General features: G+C 73.2%; 23 protein-coding genes. 12 read left to right on the forward strand and 11 right to left on the reverse strand.

Annotation, left to right across the window (positions count from 1 at the left end):
• Position 1 precedes the first annotated feature (1 nt).
• From AB0D49_RS12935 to AB0D49_RS12975, 9 genes are all read left to right on the forward strand, one after another.
• Positions 2-1645, forward strand: coding sequence for an NAD(P)/FAD-dependent oxidoreductase (locus tag AB0D49_RS12935; protein ID WP_362755409.1), 1644 nt, complete (start codon positions 2-4; stop codon positions 1643-1645).
• Positions 1646-1736: 91 nt separating this feature from the next.
• Positions 1737-3380: an ABC transporter substrate-binding protein gene (locus AB0D49_RS12940; protein ID WP_362755412.1), complete on the forward strand. Its 1644-nt coding sequence runs from the start codon at positions 1737-1739 to the stop codon at positions 3378-3380.
• A 13-nt stretch (positions 3381-3393) separates the two neighbouring features.
• Positions 3394-4293 (forward strand): ABC transporter permease, encoded by a 900-nt coding sequence (locus AB0D49_RS12945; protein WP_362755416.1) that lies wholly within the window; start codon positions 3394-3396, stop codon positions 4291-4293.
• 19 nt (positions 4294-4312) lie between these two features.
• Complete coding sequence (locus AB0D49_RS12950; protein ID WP_362755419.1) at positions 4313-5260, forward strand: ABC transporter permease; 948 nt, start codon at positions 4313-4315, stop codon at positions 5258-5260.
• A gap of 15 nt (positions 5261-5275) precedes the next feature.
• Entirely contained in the window at positions 5276-6502 is a 1227-nt protein-coding gene (locus tag AB0D49_RS12955) for an oligopeptide/dipeptide ABC transporter ATP-binding protein (RefSeq protein ID WP_362755422.1), read from the forward strand.
• On the forward strand, positions 6499-7572 hold the full coding sequence (locus tag AB0D49_RS12960; protein ID WP_362755425.1) for an oligopeptide/dipeptide ABC transporter ATP-binding protein: 1074 nt from the start codon (positions 6499-6501) through the stop codon (positions 7570-7572). Before AB0D49_RS12955 ends, AB0D49_RS12960 begins: the two co-directional genes overlap by 4 nt.
• Positions 7569-9044, forward strand: coding sequence for an aldehyde dehydrogenase family protein (locus tag AB0D49_RS12965; protein WP_362755428.1), 1476 nt, complete (start codon positions 7569-7571; stop codon positions 9042-9044). The genes AB0D49_RS12960 and AB0D49_RS12965 overlap by 4 nt, the downstream gene beginning before the upstream one ends.
• Positions 9045-9078: 34 nt before the next feature.
• Complete coding sequence (locus AB0D49_RS12970) at positions 9079-9384, forward strand: muconolactone Delta-isomerase family protein (protein WP_362755431.1); 306 nt, start codon at positions 9079-9081, stop codon at positions 9382-9384.
• Positions 9385-9575: 191 nt separating this feature from the next.
• Complete coding sequence (locus tag AB0D49_RS12975; protein ID WP_362755434.1) at positions 9576-10139, forward strand: hypothetical protein; 564 nt, start codon at positions 9576-9578, stop codon at positions 10137-10139.
• Between the two features lie 6 nt (positions 10140-10145).
• Here AB0D49_RS12975 and AB0D49_RS12980 read toward each other — a convergent pair whose 3' ends face one another.
• Positions 10146-10682 carry a DUF2165 domain-containing protein gene (locus AB0D49_RS12980; RefSeq protein ID WP_362755437.1) on the reverse strand — a complete coding sequence of 179 codons (537 nt, stop codon included), beginning with the start codon at positions 10680-10682 and terminating at the stop codon, positions 10146-10148.
• Positions 10683-10839: 157 nt separating this feature from the next.
• Between AB0D49_RS12980 and AB0D49_RS12985 the strand changes: the two genes are divergently transcribed.
• The gene (locus tag AB0D49_RS12985) at positions 10840-11952 is read left to right on the forward strand and encodes an ADP-ribosylglycohydrolase family protein (protein ID WP_362755440.1); all 1113 of its coding nucleotides are present in this window, start codon (positions 10840-10842) and stop codon (positions 11950-11952) included.
• A 100-nt stretch (positions 11953-12052) separates the two neighbouring features.
• Here AB0D49_RS12985 and tgmC (AB0D49_RS12990) read toward each other — a convergent pair whose 3' ends face one another.
• Together tgmC (AB0D49_RS12990) and AB0D49_RS12995 are read right to left on the reverse strand one after the other, a co-directional pair.
• Positions 12053-13189: an ATP-grasp peptide maturase system methyltransferase gene (gene tgmC / locus AB0D49_RS12990; protein ID WP_362755443.1), complete on the reverse strand. Its 1137-nt coding sequence runs from the start codon at positions 13187-13189 to the stop codon at positions 12053-12055.
• The gene (locus AB0D49_RS12995; RefSeq protein WP_362755446.1) at positions 13186-13806 is read right to left on the reverse strand and encodes a hypothetical protein; all 621 of its coding nucleotides are present in this window, start codon (positions 13804-13806) and stop codon (positions 13186-13188) included. Before AB0D49_RS12995 ends, tgmC (AB0D49_RS12990) begins: the two co-directional genes overlap by 4 nt.
• On the opposite strand from AB0D49_RS12995, the gene AB0D49_RS13000 reads away from it, so the two are divergent.
• Complete coding sequence (locus AB0D49_RS13000) at positions 13798-14202, forward strand: hypothetical protein (RefSeq protein WP_362755449.1); 405 nt, start codon at positions 13798-13800, stop codon at positions 14200-14202. The two genes, AB0D49_RS12995 and AB0D49_RS13000, sit on opposite strands and share 9 nt — an antisense overlap.
• An 86-nt stretch (positions 14203-14288) precedes the next feature.
• Here the strand turns inward: AB0D49_RS13000 and AB0D49_RS13005 are convergent, their stop codons facing one another.
• A complete protein-coding gene (locus AB0D49_RS13005; RefSeq protein WP_362755452.1) occupies positions 14289-14462 on the reverse strand; it encodes a hypothetical protein in 174 nt (57 codons plus the stop codon).
• Positions 14459-14845 (reverse strand): hypothetical protein, encoded by a 387-nt coding sequence (locus AB0D49_RS13010; RefSeq protein ID WP_362755455.1) that lies wholly within the window; start codon positions 14843-14845, stop codon positions 14459-14461. Before AB0D49_RS13010 ends, AB0D49_RS13005 begins: the two co-directional genes overlap by 4 nt.
• 168 nt (positions 14846-15013) lie before the next feature.
• Between AB0D49_RS13010 and AB0D49_RS13015 the strand changes: the two genes are divergently transcribed.
• Positions 15014-15304: a GntR family transcriptional regulator gene (locus AB0D49_RS13015; RefSeq protein ID WP_362755458.1), complete on the forward strand. Its 291-nt coding sequence runs from the start codon at positions 15014-15016 to the stop codon at positions 15302-15304.
• A gap of 70 nt (positions 15305-15374) precedes the next feature.
• Here AB0D49_RS13015 and tgmC (AB0D49_RS13020) read toward each other — a convergent pair whose 3' ends face one another.
• The 6 genes from tgmC (AB0D49_RS13020) to AB0D49_RS13045 form a co-directional block, all read right to left on the reverse strand.
• Positions 15375-16496, reverse strand: a complete 1122-nt coding sequence (tgmC, locus tag AB0D49_RS13020; RefSeq protein WP_362755461.1) for an ATP-grasp peptide maturase system methyltransferase — start codon at positions 16494-16496, stop codon at positions 15375-15377.
• The gene (tgmB, locus tag AB0D49_RS13025) at positions 16489-17448 is read right to left on the reverse strand and encodes an ATP-grasp ribosomal peptide maturase (RefSeq protein WP_362755464.1); all 960 of its coding nucleotides are present in this window, start codon (positions 17446-17448) and stop codon (positions 16489-16491) included. Before tgmB ends, tgmC (AB0D49_RS13020) begins: the two co-directional genes overlap by 8 nt.
• An 11-nt stretch (positions 17449-17459) precedes the next feature.
• Positions 17460-17732, reverse strand: coding sequence for a putative ATP-grasp-modified RiPP (tgmA, locus tag AB0D49_RS13030; RefSeq protein ID WP_362755466.1), 273 nt, complete (start codon positions 17730-17732; stop codon positions 17460-17462).
• Positions 17733-18003: 271 nt separating this feature from the next.
• Positions 18004-18321, reverse strand: a complete 318-nt coding sequence (locus AB0D49_RS13035) for a hypothetical protein (protein ID WP_362755469.1) — start codon at positions 18319-18321, stop codon at positions 18004-18006.
• Positions 18322-18398: 77 nt separating this feature from the next.
• On the reverse strand, positions 18399-18674 hold the full coding sequence (locus AB0D49_RS13040) for a hypothetical protein (protein ID WP_362755472.1): 276 nt from the start codon (positions 18672-18674) through the stop codon (positions 18399-18401).
• Positions 18671-18919: a hypothetical protein gene (locus AB0D49_RS13045; protein ID WP_362755475.1), complete on the reverse strand. Its 249-nt coding sequence runs from the start codon at positions 18917-18919 to the stop codon at positions 18671-18673. Before AB0D49_RS13045 ends, AB0D49_RS13040 begins: the two co-directional genes overlap by 4 nt.
• Positions 18920-18946: the final 27 nt, after the last annotated feature.

An 18946-nucleotide genomic window follows, 5' to 3' on the forward strand; every position in this document is an offset into this window, starting at 1 on the left:
CATGCGCCACTCCCCGGCTCCACCGACGCCGCCCTCGTCCGACCTGCGCCGCTACGACGCCGTGATCGTGGGCGGCGGCCACAACGGACTGGTCACCGCCGCCTATCTGGGCCGCGCCGGACTGCGGGTCGCGCTCCTCGAAGCCCGCCCGGTGCTGGGCGGCCCCTGCGGGGGCTACGAGTTCCTGCCCGGCCGCCGCCTCGCCTTCACCAACTCGCCCGGCTCGCTCAACCCGGCCGTCGTCAGCGAGCTGGAACTCGCCCGGCACGGACTGCGCTTCACCCGGGTCGACCCGACCGTCGTCCACCACTTCGCCGAGGGCTGTTTCATCGGCTGGCGCGACCAGACGCGGGTCGACGCCCAGTTGGAGGGCTTCGCCCCCGGCGAGGCGGCCCGCTACCGGGGGCTCATCGACGGTCTGGAGCGGCTCGGCGCCCGGCTCGGGGTCCGGCTGGACGCCCCGCCGCCCGCACTCGACGTACTGAAGAAGCGCCTGTCCGACCCGGACGACCTCCGGTTGTTCGAGCTGGTCTTCGAGCATGGACTCACCGACCTGCTCGACGCCCATCTGCGCTCCGACCGGGCCAAGGCGCTGCTCACGCTGCTCGCGCTCAACGCCCAGCTCGTGCCGCCGTCCACCCCGGGCAGCGGGGCCGGACTGCTGATGCGGCCGTTCGCCCTCGCCGCCGCCGCACCCGGCGCGGACGGCGCCGAACGGGTCGCCCTGCGCGGCTCCACCGGACTCCCCGTCGGCTCGATGAGCGCCATCGCCGACGCGCTCGCCGACGCCTGCCGCGCCCACGGGGTCGACCTGCGCACCGCGACCCCCGTCGCCCGGGTCCTGCACGGCCCGGACGGCGTGCGGGGCGTGGTCACGGCGGCCGGTGAGGAGTTCACCACCGCCCGGGTGATCTCCACCGTCGACCCCCATCACCTCTTCCGCGACCTGCTCCCCCCGGACGCCATGGACCCCGCCATCGGTGCCGCCGTCCTCGCCGCCCCGATGCGCGGCTCCGCCTTCAAGGTGGTGCTGGAGGTCGACGCGCTGCCGCCCTACGCCGGGCTGCCGGACGGCACCGACCCGGCGGCGGTCCGCGCCTGCCAGTTCCGGTTCGGGTCCTCGCCCGCCCGGATCGAGGAGGCGATCACCGCCGCGCTGGACGGCCGCACCGGCGAGGAGATCCTCATGTGGGGACTGACCCCCACCCTCACCTCGCCCGGCCTCACCCCCGGCCCCACCCATCTGATCAGCGTCAACGCCTGGCACGCCCCGTACCGTCCGCACGACGGCCCCTGGGACACCGAGCGCACCGAACGCTTCGGCCGCCGCTGCGTCGCCCAGCTCGAACGGCTGATGCCGGGCCTCGCCGACCGGATCGTCGACCACCGCTTCATGAACCCGGTCGAGATGGAACGCGAACTCGGCCTCACCGGCGCCAACATCACCCACGGCGACATGCTCCCCACCGCCCTCTTCGGCACCCGCCCCCACCCCGCCCTCGCCACCCACCGCACCCCCCTGCCCGGCTTCTACGTCGGCGGCAGCGGCACCTGGCCCGGCGGCTACGTCACCGGCAACCCCGGCCGCAACACGGCGGCGGCGGTCCTGGACGACCTGGCCGGGGAACGGGGGCGCCGCCCATGACCCCCCGAGAGCCGGACCCCACCCCCACGGCCACGCCCTCCCCCCGCACCCGCAGACCGCACCCATGAGACTCCCGAACAAAGGCCCGTCCATGAGGCTCACCCATCCACCCGGACCACCCCGTCCCCCGCGCGCCACCCTCCGCCGGGCCCTCCTCGCCCTGGCCGCCGGAGCCCTGCTGCTCACCGCCTGCGCCTCACCGCCCAGCTTCGGGCGCGACCCGGACACCCTGGTCATCGGCGCCGAGGGCGAGATCCCCGTCCTCGATCCGCAGCGGCTGTCCGGGACCGTCGGACTGCGGGTCGTGGACGCGCTGTTCGACCCGCTCATCCGTGAGGACCTCGGGACACGGACCGACCGGGCGCCCGCGCTGCGCCCCGCGCTGGCCACCTCCTGGGACGCCTCCCCCGACGCCCGGACCTACACCCTGCGGCTGCGCACCGGGGTCGCCTTCGCCGACGGCACGCCCTTCGACGCCGACGCCGTGAAACTGAACTTCGACCGGATCACCGACGAGAAGTCCCCCGTGCACGACGCCACCGCCGCCGGGAACATGAAGTTCCTGACCCGCTGGATCGAACGCGTCGAGGTGCGCGACCCGCACACCGTCGTCCTGCGCCTGACCACGCCGTACGCCGGGCTGCCCCGGGTGCTCACCGACCGGCGGATGTCGCTGATCAGCCCGAAGGTGCTGCGCGAGCACCGGCCCGACGAGGTGGGGCTGCACCCGGTCGGCACCGGACCCTTCCGCCAGCACGCCGCCGACCACGGCAAACGGGTCGAGCTGATCCGCAACAGCGGCTACTGGGGCGGCACCCCGAAGACGGAGTCCATCATCGTGGAGTCGGTCAGCGACCCCACCACGCTGGCCATCGCCGCCCAGACCGGCGAGGTCGACGCGATCCTCAGCGCGGGCGCCCAGCAGGTACGCCAGCTCGCCGGGCAGGGCACCATGACGGTCCAGTACCCGGAGCCCGCCAACCAGTACTTCCTGCGCCTCAACACCCGCACCGCGCCCACCGACAACGCCCAGTTCCGGCGCGCCCTCAACCACGCCGTGGACCGGCGGGCCCTCGCCACCCTCACCGCCGACCAGGTCACCCCGTCGTACGGCCCGCTGCCCCGGGGCAACGAGGCATACCGGCAGGAACCGGCCGGTACGGGCGACGAGCGGTACGCCTACGACCCGGCCCTCGCCAAGCGGCTGATCGCCGAGAGCGGCGTCCCCACCCCGGTACGGCTGCGGATGCTCGCGCCGGACAGCGGCCCCGGGTTCTCCCAGGCCACCGAGATCATGTCGCTGATCCAGCAGGACCTGAAGGCGGTCGGGGTCCGGCTGGACGTCCAGTACATGGAGTTCGCTTCGCTGGTCGCCGAGGAGGGCGGCGGCTACAAGGACGGCGTCCACGGCTCGTTCAACGGCTGGACCACCGGCGCCGACGCGGGCGACTTCCTGGAGCGGATGTTCAGCGGCGCCCTGCACCCGCCGGACGGCGTCAACCGCGGCTGGTACCGCGACCCGGCCGTCGACACCCTCCTCGACCGGGCCCGCGCCGAGTCCGACGACCGCGCCCGCACCGACCTCTACCGCCGCGCCGCCGACGCCATCGCCGAGGACGCCCCCTGGGTCTTCCTCTACCAGGACCGGCTGCCCCGGCTGCTCAGCAACAAGGTCGACGGCGTCGTCGCCGCGCCGTCCGTCTACATCGACTACACCACCGTCCGCCGCGGGTGAGGAGGTCCCCGTCATGAGTGCCACCAAGGCCACCGCCGCCCCCGCCGCCACGGTCCCCCCGAGAGCCCGACCGCGGCTGCGGCTCGGCGGCGACACCACCGCCGTCGTCGGCGGCGCGATCGTCGCCGGGACCGTGCTGATCGCCCTGCTCGCCCCCTGGATCGCCCCCGCCGACCCGCTCGCCACCGACCCGTCCGCCATCGGCCTCGGCCCGTTCAGCGGCGGCCATCTCCTCGGCACCGACGAGGTCGGCCGGGACATCCTCAGCAGGCTGATGCACGGCAGCCGGCTCGCCCTGCTGGTCGCCGTCGTCCCCACGCTGCTCGCACTGCTCATCGGGGGCGCGCTCGGCCTGGTCTCCGGCTATGTCGGCGGCTGGCTGGACAGCGTCCTGATGCGGCTGTTCGACGTGATGTTCTCCTTCCCCGGCATCCTGCTCGCGCTCGGCATCGGGGTCGCCCTCGGACCGGGACTGACCTCCATGGTGATCGCCATGGTGGTGGTCACCGTCCCCGAGTTCGGCCGGATCGTCCGCGGCAGCGTGGTCTCGCTGCGCCAGGAGCAGTACGTGGAGGCCGCCGCCGTCCTCGGCTACCGGCACCGCCGGATCGCCCTGCGCCACATCGTGCCCAACCTGCTCGGCCCGCTGGTCGTCTTCGCCACCCTCCAGACCGGCCGCAACGTCATCCTCGGCGCCAGCCTCGCCTTCCTCGGCCTCGGCGCCCAGCCGCCCGCCCCCGACTGGGGCCAGATGCTCAGCGGCGGCCGGGCCCTGCTGGTCACCTCGCCCCATGTGGCCACCATCCCCGGCCTGGTGATCGTCGTCCTGGCCATCGGGTTCAACCTGCTCGGCGACGGCGTACGCGACCGACTCGACCCCCGCTCCCGCACCGCCCGGCGCGGCCGGTCATGAACAGCCCAGGAGCCACCTCATGCTGACCTTCACCCTGCGCCGGGCGCTCCAGATGATCCCCGTCGTCCTCGGGGTGACCATCGCCACCTTCGGCCTCGGCCAGATCATCCCCGGCGACCAGGCCACCGCCCTGCTCGGCCCCACCTCCACCGAGGAGGACCGCCAGGCCCTGCGCGCCGACCTCGGACTCGACGAGCCCGCCCTCGCCCGCTACTTCACCTACCTCGGCCATCTCCTCGACGGCGACCTCGGCCGCTCCCTCTCCTTCGGCCGCCCCGTCTCCGAGGTGCTCTCGGAGCGGCTCCTGAACACCTTCCTGCTGTCCGGCACCGCCATCGTGGTCGCCGCCCTCGCCGGGGTCGCGATCGGCACCTGGGCCGCCATGAAGCCGGGCTCGCTGCGGGACCGGGGACTGACGGTCGGCGTGCTGTTCCTCAACTCCGTACCGTCGTTCTGGTTCGGGCTGGTGCTGATCGTCGTCTTCTCGCTCCAACTGCGGATGCTGCCCGCCACCGGGATGACCTCCATCGGCGGGGGAGGGGCGCTCGACGTCGCCGCCCACATGGTGCTGCCGGTGCTCACCCTGTCCGCCTGGTCCCTCGCGGTGATCGCCCGGATGACCCGGTCGGCGGTGCTGGAGGTGATCGGCAACGACTATGTCCGCACCGCCCGTTCCCGGGGGCTCGGCGAACTGCGGGTCGTGGTGCGCCATGTGCTGCCCAACGCCATGCCGTCGGTGATCACCGTCATCGGCCTCCAGGCCGGGTTCCTGCTCAGCGGGGCGGTGCTCACCGAGACCGTCTTCTCCTGGCCCGGTATCGGACTCGCCCTCCACCAGGCCATCTCCACCCGGGACATCCCCCTGGTCCAGGGCGGAATCCTGATGATCGCCGTCGCCTTCGTCCTCATCAACTTCCTGGTGGACGTCCTCCAGGCGTACTTCAACCCCAAGATCAAGCTCGCGTAGGCGGGAGCCGCCCTCATGTCCGTTCCCTCAGCCCCCGTGGCCCCAGATCCCGTTCCGCCGGTCCTCGAAGTGGACCACCTCCGGGTCGCGTACCCGGACCACCGCTCCGGGCACGCCCCGGGCACCCCGGTCCAGACCGTCAGGGACGTCTCCTTCACCGTCGCGGAGGGCGAGGCCCTGGGCGTCGTCGGCGAGTCGGGGTGCGGCAAGAGCCAGACCATGCTGGCCGTGCTCGGGCTCCTCGGACCCGAGGGCGCCGAGATCACCGGCAAGATCACCTTCGACGGCCGGGACCTCACCGCCCTCGGCCGGCGGCAGTGGCGCGAGGTACGCGGCAGCGGCATCGCCCTGATCTCCCAGGACGCCCTGTCCGCGCTCAACCCCGCCATGACCATCGGCGCCCAGATGGCCGAGCCCCTGGTCCGCTACGACGGACACGGCCGCCGCGCCGCCCGCGCCCGTTGCGAGGAACTCCTCGACCTGGTCGGCATCCCCGCCCCCCGCGACCGGCTCGGCAGCCATCCGCACGAACTGTCCGGCGGGATGCGCCAGCGCGTCCTGATCGCCATGGCCGTCAGCCGTGAACCCCGGCTGCTGATCGCCGACGAACCCACCACCGCCCTGGACGTCACCCTCCAGTCCCAGGTCCTCGGCCTGATCGACCGGCTCCGCCGCGAACTGGGCACCGCCCTCGTCCTGATCACCCATGACCTCGGAGTCGTCGCCCAGGTCACCGACCGCATCGCGGTGATGTACGGCGGCCGGATCGTCGAGACCGCCCCCACCACCGCCCTCTTCGACGCCCCCGGCCACCCCTACACCCGCGCCCTGATGGCCGCCGTCCCCCGCCTCGACCGCCAGGTCGACCGGCTCCCCGCCATCCCCGGCTTCCCGCCGCACCCCGCCGACCCGCCCCCCGGCTGCGCCTTCCAGCCCCGCTGCGCCACCGCCCGCGCCGACTGTGCCGACGCCGTCCCCGCGCTGCTCCCGCTGCCCGGCACGGCCCGCCCGGACCACACCGGGCACGACGCCGGGCACGAGGCCGGGCATGACACCGGGCACGACACCGGGCATGACGCCGGGCACGACACCGGGCATGACGCCGGGCACGACACCGGGCATGACGCCGGGCACGACACCGGGCACCACACCGGGCAGCACGTCCACACCGTCCGCTGCCCCTACCCCGCTCTCACCGCTCTCACCGACGACGAGCCGCACCCCGCAGGAGCCCCCGTATGAGCACGTCCACAGCCCGGGACGATCGGGCGGAGCCGGCCGTCACCGTCGAGGACCTCCAGGTCCACTTCCCGGTCCGCACCGGCGTCCTGCGCCGGGTGACCGGCCGGGCCCGCGCGGTGGACGGCGTCTCCTTCACCGTCCCCGCCCGCAGCATCGTCACCGTCGTCGGGGAGAGCGGCAGCGGCAAGACCACCACCGGACGCGCCCTGGTGGGCCTGTCCCCGGTGGCCGCCGGACGCGTCCTGATCGAGGGCCGCCCGCTGGCCGACCTGCGCGCCGACCGCAGCCTGCCCCGCCTCGTCCAGATCGTCCACCAGGACCCGTACGCCAGTCTCAACCCGCGGATGACCATCGGCCAGATGATCCGCGAGGTCGTCCAGGTGCACCGCACGGTCCCGCGCGAGCGCGCCGCCGACCGGGCCGCCGAACTCCTCGCCCAGGTCGGCCTCGCCCCCGCTCTCGCCGACCGCCATCCGCATGAACTCTCCGGCGGACAGCGCCAGCGCGCCGCCATCGCCCGCGCGCTGGCCGTCGAGCCCCGCTTCATCGTCTGCGACGAGATCGTCTCCGCCCTCGATGTCAGTGTGCAGGGACAGATCGTCAATCTGCTGAAGGACCTGTGCCGGGACAGCGGGGTCAGCTTCCTGTTCATCTCGCACGACATGAGCGTGGTCCGGCACATCGCCGACCGGGTCGTCGTCCTGTACGGCGGCCGGGTCATGGAGAGCGGCCCCTGCGCCGAGGTGTTCGCCGCGCCCCGGCACCCGTACACCCAGGCCCTGCTCGCCGCCGTCCCGGTGCCCGACCCGAGGGCCCCGCTGCCCGCCGCGGGGACCCGCGCCGAGCCCCCCGACCCGGCGTCCCCGCCGCCCGGCTGCCGCTTCCAACGGGCCTGCCCCTACGCCACCGACCTGTGCCGCACCGAGCCCCCGCCCACCACGGACGTCACCACCGACGTCACGGGTGACGACACGGGCGACGGCACCCACACCGTCGCCTGCCACCACCACGACGAGCCCGCCGTACGCGCCGGACTCGGCACCAACGACGTAAGGACCGCACAGCCATGACCGCCCCCACCACCTCACCGGTGTGGACCTCCTTCACCGGGGTCCGCCGCAGCGCCCCCGGCGGCACCGAGGTCCCCCTCCTCGACCCCGCCACCGGCGCCCAGTGGGCCACCGCCCACCAGGACCCCGACGCGGTACGGGAGGCGGTCGCCGCCGCCCGGGACGCCTCGGGCCCCTGGGCCGCCCTGCCCCAGCACGCCCGCGCCGACCTGCTGCACCGGCTCGGTGACGTGCTGGCCGCGCACGGCGACGAACTCGCCGCCCTGGAGACCCGCGCCAACGGAAAGCCCCTCGCAGCGACCCGTGCCGAGGTGGCGGTCCTGGTCCGCTGGTACCGCTACTTCGCGGCCGTCGCCGAGACCCTGGACGACCGCTCCCGCACCCTGAGCCCGACCGCCACCGCCCAGATCCGGCAGGAGCCGCTCGGTGTGGTCGCCGCGCTGACCCCCTTCAACGGGGCGCTCTCCCTCGGCTCCTGGAAGCTGGCCCCGGCCCTCGCCGCCGGGAACACCGTCGTCCTCAAGCCCCCGCCGCAGGCCCCGGCGTCCTCGGTGCGGCTCGCCGAACTCGCCCTGGAGGCGGGGTTCCCGCCCGGGGTCGTCACCACCGTCATCGGCGGCGCGGCGGAGGCCCGGCTGCTCACCGAGCACCCCGACGTGGCCATGGTCACCTTCACCGGCTCCACCGCCGTCGCCCGGGAGCTGGGCGCGCTGGCCGCGTCCTGGATGAAGCCCTTCGTGTGCGAGGCGGGCGGCAAGTCCGCCCATCTCGTCTTCGCCGACGCCGATCTCGACGCGGCCGTGGCCGCCGCCCGCCAGGGCGCCTTCTCCGCCGCGGGCCAGACCTGCGTCGCCGGTTCCCGGCTGCTGGTCCAGGACGAGGTGTACGACACCTTCCTCACCCGGTTCGCGGCGGCCGTCGACCGGCTGCGGGTCGGCGACCCCCGCGACCCGCGCACCCAGATCGGCCCTCTCGCCTCCCGGGCCGCGCTCACCCGGGTCGCGTCCTACGTGGACGACGCCGTACGCTCCGGCGCCAAGCTGCTGACCGGGGGCCACGCGCCCGCCCTCACCGGCGGCGCGGAGGGCGGCTTCTGGTACCTGCCGACGGTCCTGGCCGACGTCCGGCCCGAGATGCCGGTGTGCCGGGAGGAGATCTTCGGCCCCGTCGTCACCGTCCAGCGCTTCGGCACCGAGGACGAGGCGGTGACCGCCGCCAACTCCCTGGAGTACGGCCTCGCCGCCGGGCTGTGGAGCAGGGACGCGTCCCGCGCCCACCGGCTCACCGCCCGCCTGGACGCCGGGGTCGTCTGGGTCAACACGTACCGCCTGCTGCACTGGTCCGTCCCCTTCGGCGGCCACAAGCAGTCCGGCCTGGGCCGGGAGAACGGCGTCGAGGCGGTACGCGAGTTCCTGCGCACCAAGTCGGTCGTCACCGAGTACGGCACCGCCCCGGACCCCTTCGCCGACTGACCCGTCCACCTCTCCAAGGAGCCGAGAGCCCACCATGGAATTCCTCGTCCACATCCGCATCACCTGGCCCCACGACATGGACCCCGCCCACAAGGACGCGGTCTCCGCCGCCGAACGCGACCGCGCCGCCGAACTGGCCGCCGCCGGGCATCTCGTCCGCATGTGGCGGGTCCCCGGCCGCACCGAGAACTGGGGCCTGTGGCAGGCCGCCGACCCCACCGAACTGCACGCGATCATCTCCTCGCTGCCGGTGTGGCCGTGGATGACGGTGACCGTCCACCCGCTCGCCGTCCACCCCGTCGACCCCCGCCCACCGGTACGGGTGAGCGCGCCCGCCTGAGCGGCCGGCGGGGGCGGCGGAACGGGGCGCGGGCGGAGCCCCAGGGCCGCGTGCGGGGCCGTCCGCCGGACCGTCGCCGGGCCGTCCGGGGGGTGGTCCCCGCACAGTACGATGATCCGACGCCGACACCGCTGGCCGAGCGCCGGTGACGGTCGGCGCCGAGTCCGCCGGAGACTGAGGAGTTGGGTGCCGTGGCTGCTCGTCGGCTGCCCTCGTGGATCTGGGTCGGCTCACTGACCGCGGGCGCCGTCGTCGCCGTCGGCGCGCTCGCCGTCCAGGCCGCCGAGGGCCCGCGCCCCGTCGCCGCCGCGAGCGACCCCAAGCCCTCCGCCTCCGCGAGCGCCAAGCCCGCGCCCAGCGAACCGGCCTCCGTCCGGGTCCCGGACGGCTCCGGCAGCGGACGCCGGATCGTGTACTCGCTGTCCGAACGCCGCGTCTGGCTGGTCGACGCCAGCGACGCGGCCCGCCGCACCTTCACCGTCTGGCCGGGGACGGTCGACCCCGACCCCGGCAGCTATCCGGTCGGCGAACGCGCGGAGTCCACCACGGGCTCCGACGGCGTGGAGATCGAGAACATCGTGTACTTCGCCGCCAAGTCCGGGGTGAGCGTGGCCTTCTCCAGCGCCCTGGACGGCTCCTCGCCCCCGCCGCCCGCCGCCGGGACCGACACGGGCGGCATCCGGATGAAGTCGGCGGACAGCGCGGCACTGTGGAAGTTCGGCACGACGGGAACGACGGTCACGGTCGTCGAGTAGCAACCGTTAGGACCTCTTGCCGAGCGCGGGCAACTGATTCACCAGCAGCACCACCCCGCTCATCAGAAAGATCCGGGTCGCCGCGTCAAGCCCGTTCCAGTCCGAGGACTGCCACATCGCGAACCACTCACCCCCGATCGCGATGAACCCGCCCCCGAACAGCAGCATCAGCATCAGCAGCCCGTACGTCGACCAGCTCCGCGCCCGGTCCACGTCCCGCCGCGCCCAGAACCAGGTACCGGCGATCAACACCAGCGCGGCGACGGTCTCCCAGACGATGATCGCCACATAGGCGGCGTCCTGCACCCCCGTACTGGTGATGGCCCGCCACATCAGGTCCTCGTCCTTGAACGTGGTGTCCATGGCCAGAACGTGATGGACGAACTGCTGATTCGACCCGAAGTCGGTGATGTTGCCCAGGGCCACGAGCGCGATGTAGAGCGCGAGGATGCCGGTGAGGACGAGCGCGGCCAGCGCCAAGGTACGGGAGGTGGGGGACGAGGTGGGGGAGGTGGGAGGGACGGACTGGCTGGAAGTGGTCATGACATGGATCTTTCCAGGGGCGGACTGGGACACACCCGCCGTGGCTCTTTCACGGGACGCCCGGTGGCGCGTTCCGGCCCCTGATCGGACGCTTCCCCGTCGAATACAGTGCTGAGCTGTCGTAGCGCGGGACGGGAGTGCCGAAGGGGGAACACGGGTGGAGACGACGTCCGGAGCCGTGTGGGGCCGTGCCGAGCAGCAGGATTTCCGCAGCCGGGTACGCGGCACGCTGCTCGGCGTGGCCGTCGGCGACGCGCTCGGCGCCCCCGTGGACGGACTCGGACTGGAGGAGATCCGTGGCACGTACGGTGCGGAGGGTGTGGTCGACCTGCTGCCGGCGCACGGCCGCCGGGGTGCGATCAGCCATCTCACCCAGCTGACCCTGTTCAGCGTGGACGGACTGATACGCGCCCAGGTCCGCCGGGACACCGGCGCCTGGCATCCGCCGACGGATCTGCACCGGGCGTATCTGCGCTGGGCGGCGACCCAGCGGGACTGGGGACCGGACGAGCGGCGCAAGGACGACGGCTGGCTGGCCCGCGAGGAGTGGCTGTACGCCCGCCGCGACCCGGGCCGGGCGCTGCTGCTGGGGCTCGGCGACGAGACGATGGGCACGCTGGAGGCGCCGAAGAACCCCGGGGCGACCGGGCCCGAGGCGGCGGCCCGCTCGGCGCCGTTCGGACTGCTGGTCGGCTGGGAGCCGCAGTTGGTGGTCCAGCTCGCGGTGGAGTGCGCCACGCAGACCCACGGCGACCCGGTGGCGTATCTGGCGGCGGGCGCCTACGCGGTGGTCGTGCACGCGCTCGCCCGGGGCGACAGCCTGGACGCGGCGGTCCAGCGGGCGCTGTCCCTGCTGTCCGCCCGCCCCGGCCACGAGCCGGTCTCCGGCGCGCTGCAACGGGCCCTAGGCGCGGTCCGCCAGGGCATCCCGACACCGGACCGGGTCGGCGAGCTGACCTCGGGCGGTACGGCGGCGTCCGCGCTGTCGGCGGCCGTGTACTGCGCGCTGGTGGGCGAGGACGTCCGGCAGAGCCTGCGGCTGGCCACGAACCAGGAGGGGGCGTCGGGGGTGACGGCCGCGCTGACCGGGGGTCTGCTGGGGGCGCTGCACGGGGAGACCGCCCTGCCCCCGGCCTGGCTGGCCGAACTGGAAGGCCGGGCCACGATCCTTGAACTGGCGGACGACTTCGCCATGGAGATGACACAGGGGGCCGCCCTGCACACGCCTGCGGCGGCTTCACCGGGGTGGTTGGCTCGGTATCCGCGGTGAGTGCGGTGCCGGGTGCGGGTGAGTGTGGCTTTCCCGTCGGGGGCGACGGCCGCCCAGGCGCCGGTCACCCGCCCGTTCACCGTCCCGGTCACCGTCCCGGTTAGAGGGGGAGCCGCCACTGTGGCCCGCCCGGGTCGCCCAGCCAGACGACTTGCTCCCCGTCGGTCACGGTCATGCCGAACGCCGTCTGATCGGGGGCGCCCGCCTGCTGCCATGCGTCGAGCGCGGCCTCGACCTGGTCCCACAGGCGTAGGGGGCCGTCCTGGTGGACGGTCCAGGCGTCGCCGTCGGGCTCGGTCCATGCCTGGGAGCCGGTGGCGGTGTCGATCAGCGCGATGCCTCCGCTGAGGGTGAGGAGTTCGGCGGAGGGGGCGGCGAGCTGGGCGACGAGCAGCCCGGTCCAGTCGTCCAGGAGGGTCGGGGACAGCTGGGTGGTGCGGGCGGTGCCGGGACGCCGGTAGAGCTTGGGCCTGGGCGGGCGCTCGTGCGGCCGGGCGAGCATGTAGGCGATCCGGTCCCCGGTGAACCGCCCGTGGGCCACGCCGTCGTCGTCGAGGGTGAGGCGGATGAGACCGGAGCCGGTCATCCAGCCGCTGAGGGTGGTGACGACGCTGCCGCCGTTCTGGAGCTGCCACAGCCAGGGCGGCGGGATGGAGCGGACGGCACAGGTCGCGATGACGGTGCCGTACTCGCCGCCTTCGTGGTGTCCCTCCAGCCCATCGCCGACGACGAGGTGAGGGGAGCGACCTGCGGCGGCGAGGTGCTGGGCGGCGGCCGTGGCGACGTCCTTGTCGTACTCGACCGAGTACACGCAGGAGTCGCCGAGACGATGGGACAGGATCGCGGTGGAGTACCCGGTTCCGGTGCCGATCTCCAGCACCTTGCTGCCGTCGTGCAGGTCGGCGAGTTCCAGCATGAGCACGACCCCGGAGGGCAGCGTGCTGGACGATGTGGGATTCCCGGGGAGGACGCCCGTGGCACGGGAGGCGCTGAGGCCGTCGACCTGGGTGACCCATGTGGTGTCGTCGTACACCATGTGCAGCCATGCGTCGTCGCCGACGTCCGCGCGGCTGACGGGCTGCCAGTGGGAACCGCCGGGGCGGAACACGGCGTCGCCGAGGAACAGCTCGCGGGGGACGTCTTCGACGGCGGTGCGCAGGGCCGGGTCGGTCAGGTGTCCCTTGGCGGCCAAGGTGTCGGCGAGGTGGTGGCGGAGGGCGGTGCTGGTCGCTGTCATCGGGGACCTCGGGGCGGTTGCTGGAGGTGGTCGGTGATCGTGTCAACGATGCGGCGGGTGACGGGGTCGGGGAACCAGGCGAACTGTCCGTTCGGGTTGCACTCGTAGAAGTGCCGGCCTCCGCCCCGGTCGAGTCCGAAGTCGAAGGCCCCGAAGGTCAGCCGGAAACGGGCGAGGTAGGAGCGGACGCCCTTCGCGATGTCCGGCGGCGTCTCGATCAGGGTGTAGCGGAGATCGTCGTAGTGGCGGCGCCAGTCGAGGCCGGGCGATCCGTCGATCCGGACGGCGAACAGGCGGTCGCCGACGGCGGTCAGCCGGATGTCGGCGGTCTTGTCCAGGCGCTGCTGGAAGAGGTGGCCGGTGGCGGCGACACCGGCGTCCAGTTCCTCCGGAACGACCTCCTCGACCCACACGGTCAGAGCTTTGCCCCCCTCATCGGCATAGTCGCTGTTGTAGAGCGGTTTGTTCACGACGGGTCCGTGCTCACGGGCGAAACCGCGCGCCGCGACGGGATCGTTCGTCAGCAGGGTCGGGGGTACGCGGAACCCGCAGTGGGCCGCCGCAGCGAGCTGGGCGGGCTTGTACTCCGCGGCCCGGTTCGCCCAGGGATGGTTCACGTAACACGACTCCTGGAGAAGGGCCGTGAGAACGCCACCGAGACCGTACCGGGCCTGTTCCTCACACCACCGGCTGTCCGGGCCGTCCAGCCCTGGCGGGCCCCCGTACGGCCGGGGGCGGCGCCAGTACACGGAGCGGACGTGGTCCAGGTCGAGAGTCCTGGTGGTGGTCTCGATCGTGCCGCCGAGTCCGGACCCGTCCAGGGCGGCCTTCACCGTGACCTCGCTGGGGAAGTCGCCCGCCTCAACCTCGACGCCATCGAGCCCGGCCTACGCGAAACCCTCGCCGGACTGCGCCGCGAGGTCGACGGCACCGCCGACGCAGGCAACGCCCTGCGCTCCGCCGTCGCCGCCCGCATCGCCGACCAGCAGGCCGCACCGCTCTCCGCCGCGTAGGCGACCGGCAGCGCGCCCCGCCGCGCCCCGGAGACGACGAAGCCCCGCCCGGAAGCGATCCGGACGGGGCAGGGGTCGGCAGAGGGTCAGCCGCGCCGTGGCGGGGCGGTCTCCGCGGGCAGGGGACCGGGGGCGAGGTGGGGCGCGCAGTCGGGGCAGGCGTACAGCGTCCACCCGGGACCGCTCGCCCGCTCGACGTAGCGCACCGCGACAGGGGCGAGGGTCAGCCGCTTGCAACGGCAGCAGACAGCGGCGCTCACGCTCCCACCGCCACCCGGACCGTACGGGTACCGGTGCCGACGTGCACGCCGTGAATCACGCTGGGGCCCACGTCGATACCGCGCGCCGCCATGTCCAGCGCCCACAGCCGTTCGGCCTGCGCCCGCCGCTTCGGGTCGTCCGGCCGCTTGCGAGGCTCTGCGAGCACGTACGGGCGTACGGGGCTGACGGTGTCCACGAAGGGGCGCCGTTCGGCCGCCTCGCGGGCGTACCGGCTCTTGTGCTCCGGCAGCGAACGCCGGGGCCGCGGAGACGGGGCGGGCGCCGCGTCCGGCGCGGGGGCGGGGGTGGCGCGGTGCTTCCCCCGAGAGGGCAGCAGCAGCGAGCACAGGCACGCGAGGGCGCGCGCGATAAGGTCGGCCACGTTCGTCAGCTCCTTACAGCTGATGGGCTCCGCCCCGGTGACGACCTAGCCCGTCGTTGCCGGGGCTTTCTTGTGGGCCGACCCTAGACCCACCTGTAAAAGCCTGTAAAGGGCTGCATGAGCCTGTCAGGGGGTGTCAGGGGGCGGTCGGCCGGATACCGTCGGCCCATGGAGTACGGGCCGGATGACCAGGTGGAGCGCGACGCGCCAGAGGCGCCGTTTCAGCAGCTCGCGGGGATCTTGCGCGCACGCGTGCAGCGAGGCGACTGGAAACCCAACCGCGCCATGCCCAGCGAGAACGCCCTCGCCGACGAGTACGGCCTATCCCGCCCGACCGTCCGCCGGGCGATTGCCGTGCTCACCGAGGAAGCGCTCGTGTACGCGGTGTCGGGGCGCGGTACGTACGTGGCCAAACAGAAGCCCGAGCAGGCGCCCGAAGAGTCCACCCCGAGCGCGTAAGGAAGCCCCGCCCGTCCGCCACGGGGGAACGACGGACGGACGGGGCGGCATCGAGGCTGTCAGCCCGCGGTCACGCCCAGGTGAGGCGTTGCCCGTCGGGGCCGACGTGCAGCCGCATACGGTCGGCGGGCGGGCGCCCGTCCGCCTGCCAATGCGTGACACGCTCGGTGATCTCGTCCCACAGTCGAGCCGTGCCGCCTTGCCGGACCATCCACCGTCCGCCGTCTTGGAAGACGACCGCCCACGCCTCGGCGTCCACGTCGATCACGACGTGTTCCGTTCGGCCGTCCCGTTCCAGTGTGAGCCGCTGTGCGCGCGGCGCGGCGAACTGCGCGACGAACCGGGCCGTCCAGTCGTCGAGCACATCCGCGCCCAGTTCGGCGGGCACCGCGTCGCCCTCGCTGAGGTTCGGCAGGATGCCCAGCGGGGGCGGACAGTGGGGGCGGGCCAGCATGAACGAGACCTGTCCGCCGAGAACCGGGCCGCTGGCCGTGCCGTCGTCGGCGACCGTGAGCCGTACGAGTTCGGATGCGTGCATCCATCCGCCGACCGTGGCCAGGACCTCACCGCCGGGGCGTGTCTGCGCGAGCCAGTCGGCCGGCACCGTGTGCACGCCGCACGTGGCGATCACGCGGTCATACGGACTGCCCTCCTTGTAGCCCGCCAGTCCGTCACCGACCACGCGGGCAGGCCAGTACCCGGCGCCCGCGAGCGCGATCCCTGCACGGGCGGACACCTCGGCGTCGACCTCGACCGTGGTCACGTTGTCCTCGCCGACGACATGGCACAGCAGCGCGGTTGAGTAGCCCGTACCCGTGCCGATCTCCAGAACGCGCGTTCCCTCGGTCGCCCGGAGGTCTTCGAGCATCCGCACGACCAGACTCGGCAGGGTGGACGACGACGAGGGGGCCGCGGCGATGCGCCCCTCGACCTGGTCGGGGAAGACGCCCCCGGCCACCTGCGTCACGAGGGTGTCGTCTTCGTAGATCCGCGCGAGTCCTTCTGCGGAGTCTCCGACCGAGGGCCGGTACCAGCCGCCCTCTTCGTACTCGAACCAGCCGCGCGAGAGGAACGCCTCACGGGGCACGGACAACACGGCCGCTTCCCATTCCGGGCTACGCAAAGCACCGGTCTTGGACAGGCGCCGCGCGAGGTCGGCCCGTAGGTGTTCCGACGGCATGGGGTCACTCATGCTGACTCGCTCCGTTCTCCAACAGGTCTGCGATTGCGGTTGTGATCGGTAGTCCGGCCGCGTCTTCCAGCCACGCCCATTGGCCGTTGGGGTTGCACTCCAGAAACCACCATGCGCCGTCCGCGGTCACGGCGAAGTCGAAGGCACCGAAGTTCAGGCCGAAAGCGGCGAGGAACCGCACCAACGCCCCGCGTATCCCGTCCGGGCAGGCAACCGGCTCGTAGGTGAGGCTCTGGTACTCGGCTCTCCAGTCCACGACCCCGGGCGGCGCGGTAATCCGGGCGCTGAACACCTGCTCGCCGACGACGACCGCGCGCACGTCCGCCACCTTGAACACCTGCGCTTGGAACAGGTGCGCACTGTGGCTCACCGCGCCGTCGACCTCGCCCGCCTCGACCGGAGCGGCCCAGATTCCGGCAGGCTCGCCCTCGACCTCGTACGCCCCCGCGTGCAACGGCTTGTAGATGGTCGGCTGTGCGGCGCAGAACGCCTTGGCCTCCATCGGATCGTTCGTGATCAGCGTGGCCGAGACCGTGAGCCCGGCCCGGAGCGCCGCGGACAACTGCGCGGGCTTGTACTCCGCCCGCGCGATGGCCTGCGGGTGGCTCAGGTACAGGCACCCCGGCAGCGCGCCCAGCACGCCGCCCAGGCCGCGCCGGTTCTCCTGCGCGGCGAACCGGGCCACCTGCTCGCCGCCACCCGTCGGGTAGGCACTCGGCCGACGGTGGTACAGGGCGCGTACGGCGGACAGGTCGGCCGTCCGTTCTCCGACCGTCAGCCGCCCGCCCCATCCGCCCGCCCCGACGTGCGCGGCGAGCACCACGGGCGCCGGGAAGTCACGCCCCGGGTCGAACCGGAGGACGGGCACCCGGCGCCGGTTCAGTTCCGCGATGACCAGATCAGCGGTTGCGTCCTCGAACTCCGTGCAGACCAGCACCGGGCGTCCGTCCATGGCGCTACCCCCTAGTCCTGTGTCGCGTCGTGGCCGGAGTCGCTGTCTACCTTGCCGTCCTTGCCGACCTGTGTGGGCGGGTAGGTGTTCACGCTCGTGCCGTGCTTGCCGAGTTCGGCCGGCGTCATCGCTCCGTCCTCCCCGACCCATCGGCCGGTCTGCGTAGCCGGGTCGATGCCCGCGTACCGCCAGAGCGAGGGGGAACCGTTGCGCAGCGGAGCCATACGGCGCAGCCCCCACGGGGCCGGTGCGGTGGTCTCCGTTCCTGCGAGGCTCGTTTGCAAGTCTCCTCCTTGGTCGCTTCGTACGGTGGCTGTGGTGCAGGACCCGCCCCGGTAGGCGCTCGACCTGTCCGAGGGTTGCGGGTGGATGATCCAACCGGGGTGGGGGTGGTTCCCGCTCCCCTGCCGGGGGTTCGGTGTGGGAGAACCGGTTGACAGGTCATCCCCGGCAGGGGGCGGAGTCTTCACAGGTAGAGCTGTCGTTTGCAGTCCCGGCAGTAGGTCTTGCCGTCGCGCTGCTCGGTCTGCCGGTGCTCACACGTCTTGGTCTTGGTCATCGCGCCACCCCTGCGGGCAGGGCCGCGGACAGGTCGCGGCCCCGGCGGGGTGCGCGGTGACGGCCGCCGGAACCCTCTGCGGGCAGGGGGCGCGGCGGGGGCACGTGGGCGGGTACGGCGAGGGTGGCGGACTGCGCGGCGCGGTCGCCTTGCCCGTCGCGGTCGTACGCCTGGACGCGCACCATGTGGTCAAGCTCCGCGAGGCAGGGGCCACAGGCGTACACGTCGCCGGTCGCGCCGGGTGTGGTCACCGAGCCGACCCACAGCACGGCGACGCCCTCACGGCGGCAGAACAGCCAACACGCCCCCGTCACCCATGCGTTACCGTCGCCGACTTGCGCAACCAGGGGCCACGCATCGCGCCACGGACGCTCAACGGACGGGGCGAACATCACGCCGTACCCCCGTTCGCTCTCGCCGGTTCGGCCAGTTCCGCCGGGGGACGCATCACCGCGTAGTCGCCGAAGTTCCGGCGGTAGCGACGGTGCCCGGTCTCCTGCGTGTGCCTGCGCTGCCACTCCTCGACCGGCCCCGGGTCGCTGTGCGTGCCGGACTGGGCGCCGCACTCGGATTCGTCGCCGGACACGCAGTGCGCTTCGTACTCTGGCTCTGCCGTCGCGTCCTGCTCGATGGTGAACGGGACGTAGCGGAACACGCGCCGACTCACCGCGCCGCCCCCTGCTTGCCCTCGTTCGACCGGAGCGCGGCGGTAAGCGCGCGGGCCGTGGCCACGTTGCAGCGCCCCAAGTCGATCAGCGCGAGCGGGGCAGGCCCGGCGCAGGAAGCAGCGTCGAGCCCGAGGGAGGGCAGTTGCACCCCCGCCGCCTTGAGCGCGTCGCGCAGTTCGTCGCGCGCCCGCTCAGCGTCTCTGACCTTGTCCGTGGCCGTCTGCTGCCTGCCTGCCGTCGCCATGCCTGCCACTCCGTACGCCGTTGGTCG

This window comes from Streptomyces sp. NPDC048290 (assembly GCF_040652095.1).
GTDB lineage: Bacteria > Actinomycetota > Actinomycetes > Streptomycetales > Streptomycetaceae > Streptomyces.

Excerpts from the sequence above, each read along its gene's own strand:
- AB0D49_RS12955 (WP_362755422.1), top strand. The coding sequence starts at position 5,276 with ATGTCCGTTCCCTCAGCCCCCGTGGCCCCAGATCCCGTTCCGCCGGTC.
- AB0D49_RS12945 (WP_362755416.1), top strand. The coding sequence starts at position 3,394 with ATGAGTGCCACCAAGGCCACCGCCGCCCCCGCCGCCACGGTCCCCCCG.
- AB0D49_RS12970 (WP_362755431.1), top strand. The coding sequence starts at position 9,079 with ATGGAATTCCTCGTCCACATCCGCATCACCTGGCCCCACGACATGGAC.
- AB0D49_RS12940 (WP_362755412.1), top strand. The coding sequence starts at position 1,737 with ATGAGGCTCACCCATCCACCCGGACCACCCCGTCCCCCGCGCGCCACC.
- AB0D49_RS12980 (WP_362755437.1), bottom strand. The coding sequence starts at position 10,682 with ATGACCACTTCCAGCCAGTCCGTCCCTCCCACCTCCCCCACCTCGTCC.
- tgmC (WP_362755443.1), bottom strand. The coding sequence starts at position 13,189 with ATGACAGCGACCAGCACCGCCCTCCGCCACCACCTCGCCGACACCTTG.
- AB0D49_RS12965 (WP_362755428.1), top strand. The coding sequence starts at position 7,569 with ATGACCGCCCCCACCACCTCACCGGTGTGGACCTCCTTCACCGGGGTC.
- AB0D49_RS12935 (WP_362755409.1), top strand. The coding sequence starts at position 2 with ATGCGCCACTCCCCGGCTCCACCGACGCCGCCCTCGTCCGACCTGCGC.
- AB0D49_RS12950 (WP_362755419.1), top strand. The coding sequence starts at position 4,313 with ATGCTGACCTTCACCCTGCGCCGGGCGCTCCAGATGATCCCCGTCGTC.
- tgmB (WP_362755464.1), bottom strand. The coding sequence starts at position 17,448 with ATGGACGGACGCCCGGTGCTGGTCTGCACGGAGTTCGAGGACGCAACC.
- AB0D49_RS13000 (WP_362755449.1), top strand. The coding sequence starts at position 13,798 with ATGGTTCACGTAACACGACTCCTGGAGAAGGGCCGTGAGAACGCCACC.
- tgmC (WP_362755461.1), bottom strand. The coding sequence starts at position 16,496 with ATGAGTGACCCCATGCCGTCGGAACACCTACGGGCCGACCTCGCGCGG.
- AB0D49_RS13015 (WP_362755458.1), top strand. The coding sequence starts at position 15,014 with ATGGAGTACGGGCCGGATGACCAGGTGGAGCGCGACGCGCCAGAGGCG.
- AB0D49_RS13045 (WP_362755475.1), bottom strand. The coding sequence starts at position 18,919 with ATGGCGACGGCAGGCAGGCAGCAGACGGCCACGGACAAGGTCAGAGAC.
- AB0D49_RS12960 (WP_362755425.1), top strand. The coding sequence starts at position 6,499 with ATGAGCACGTCCACAGCCCGGGACGATCGGGCGGAGCCGGCCGTCACC.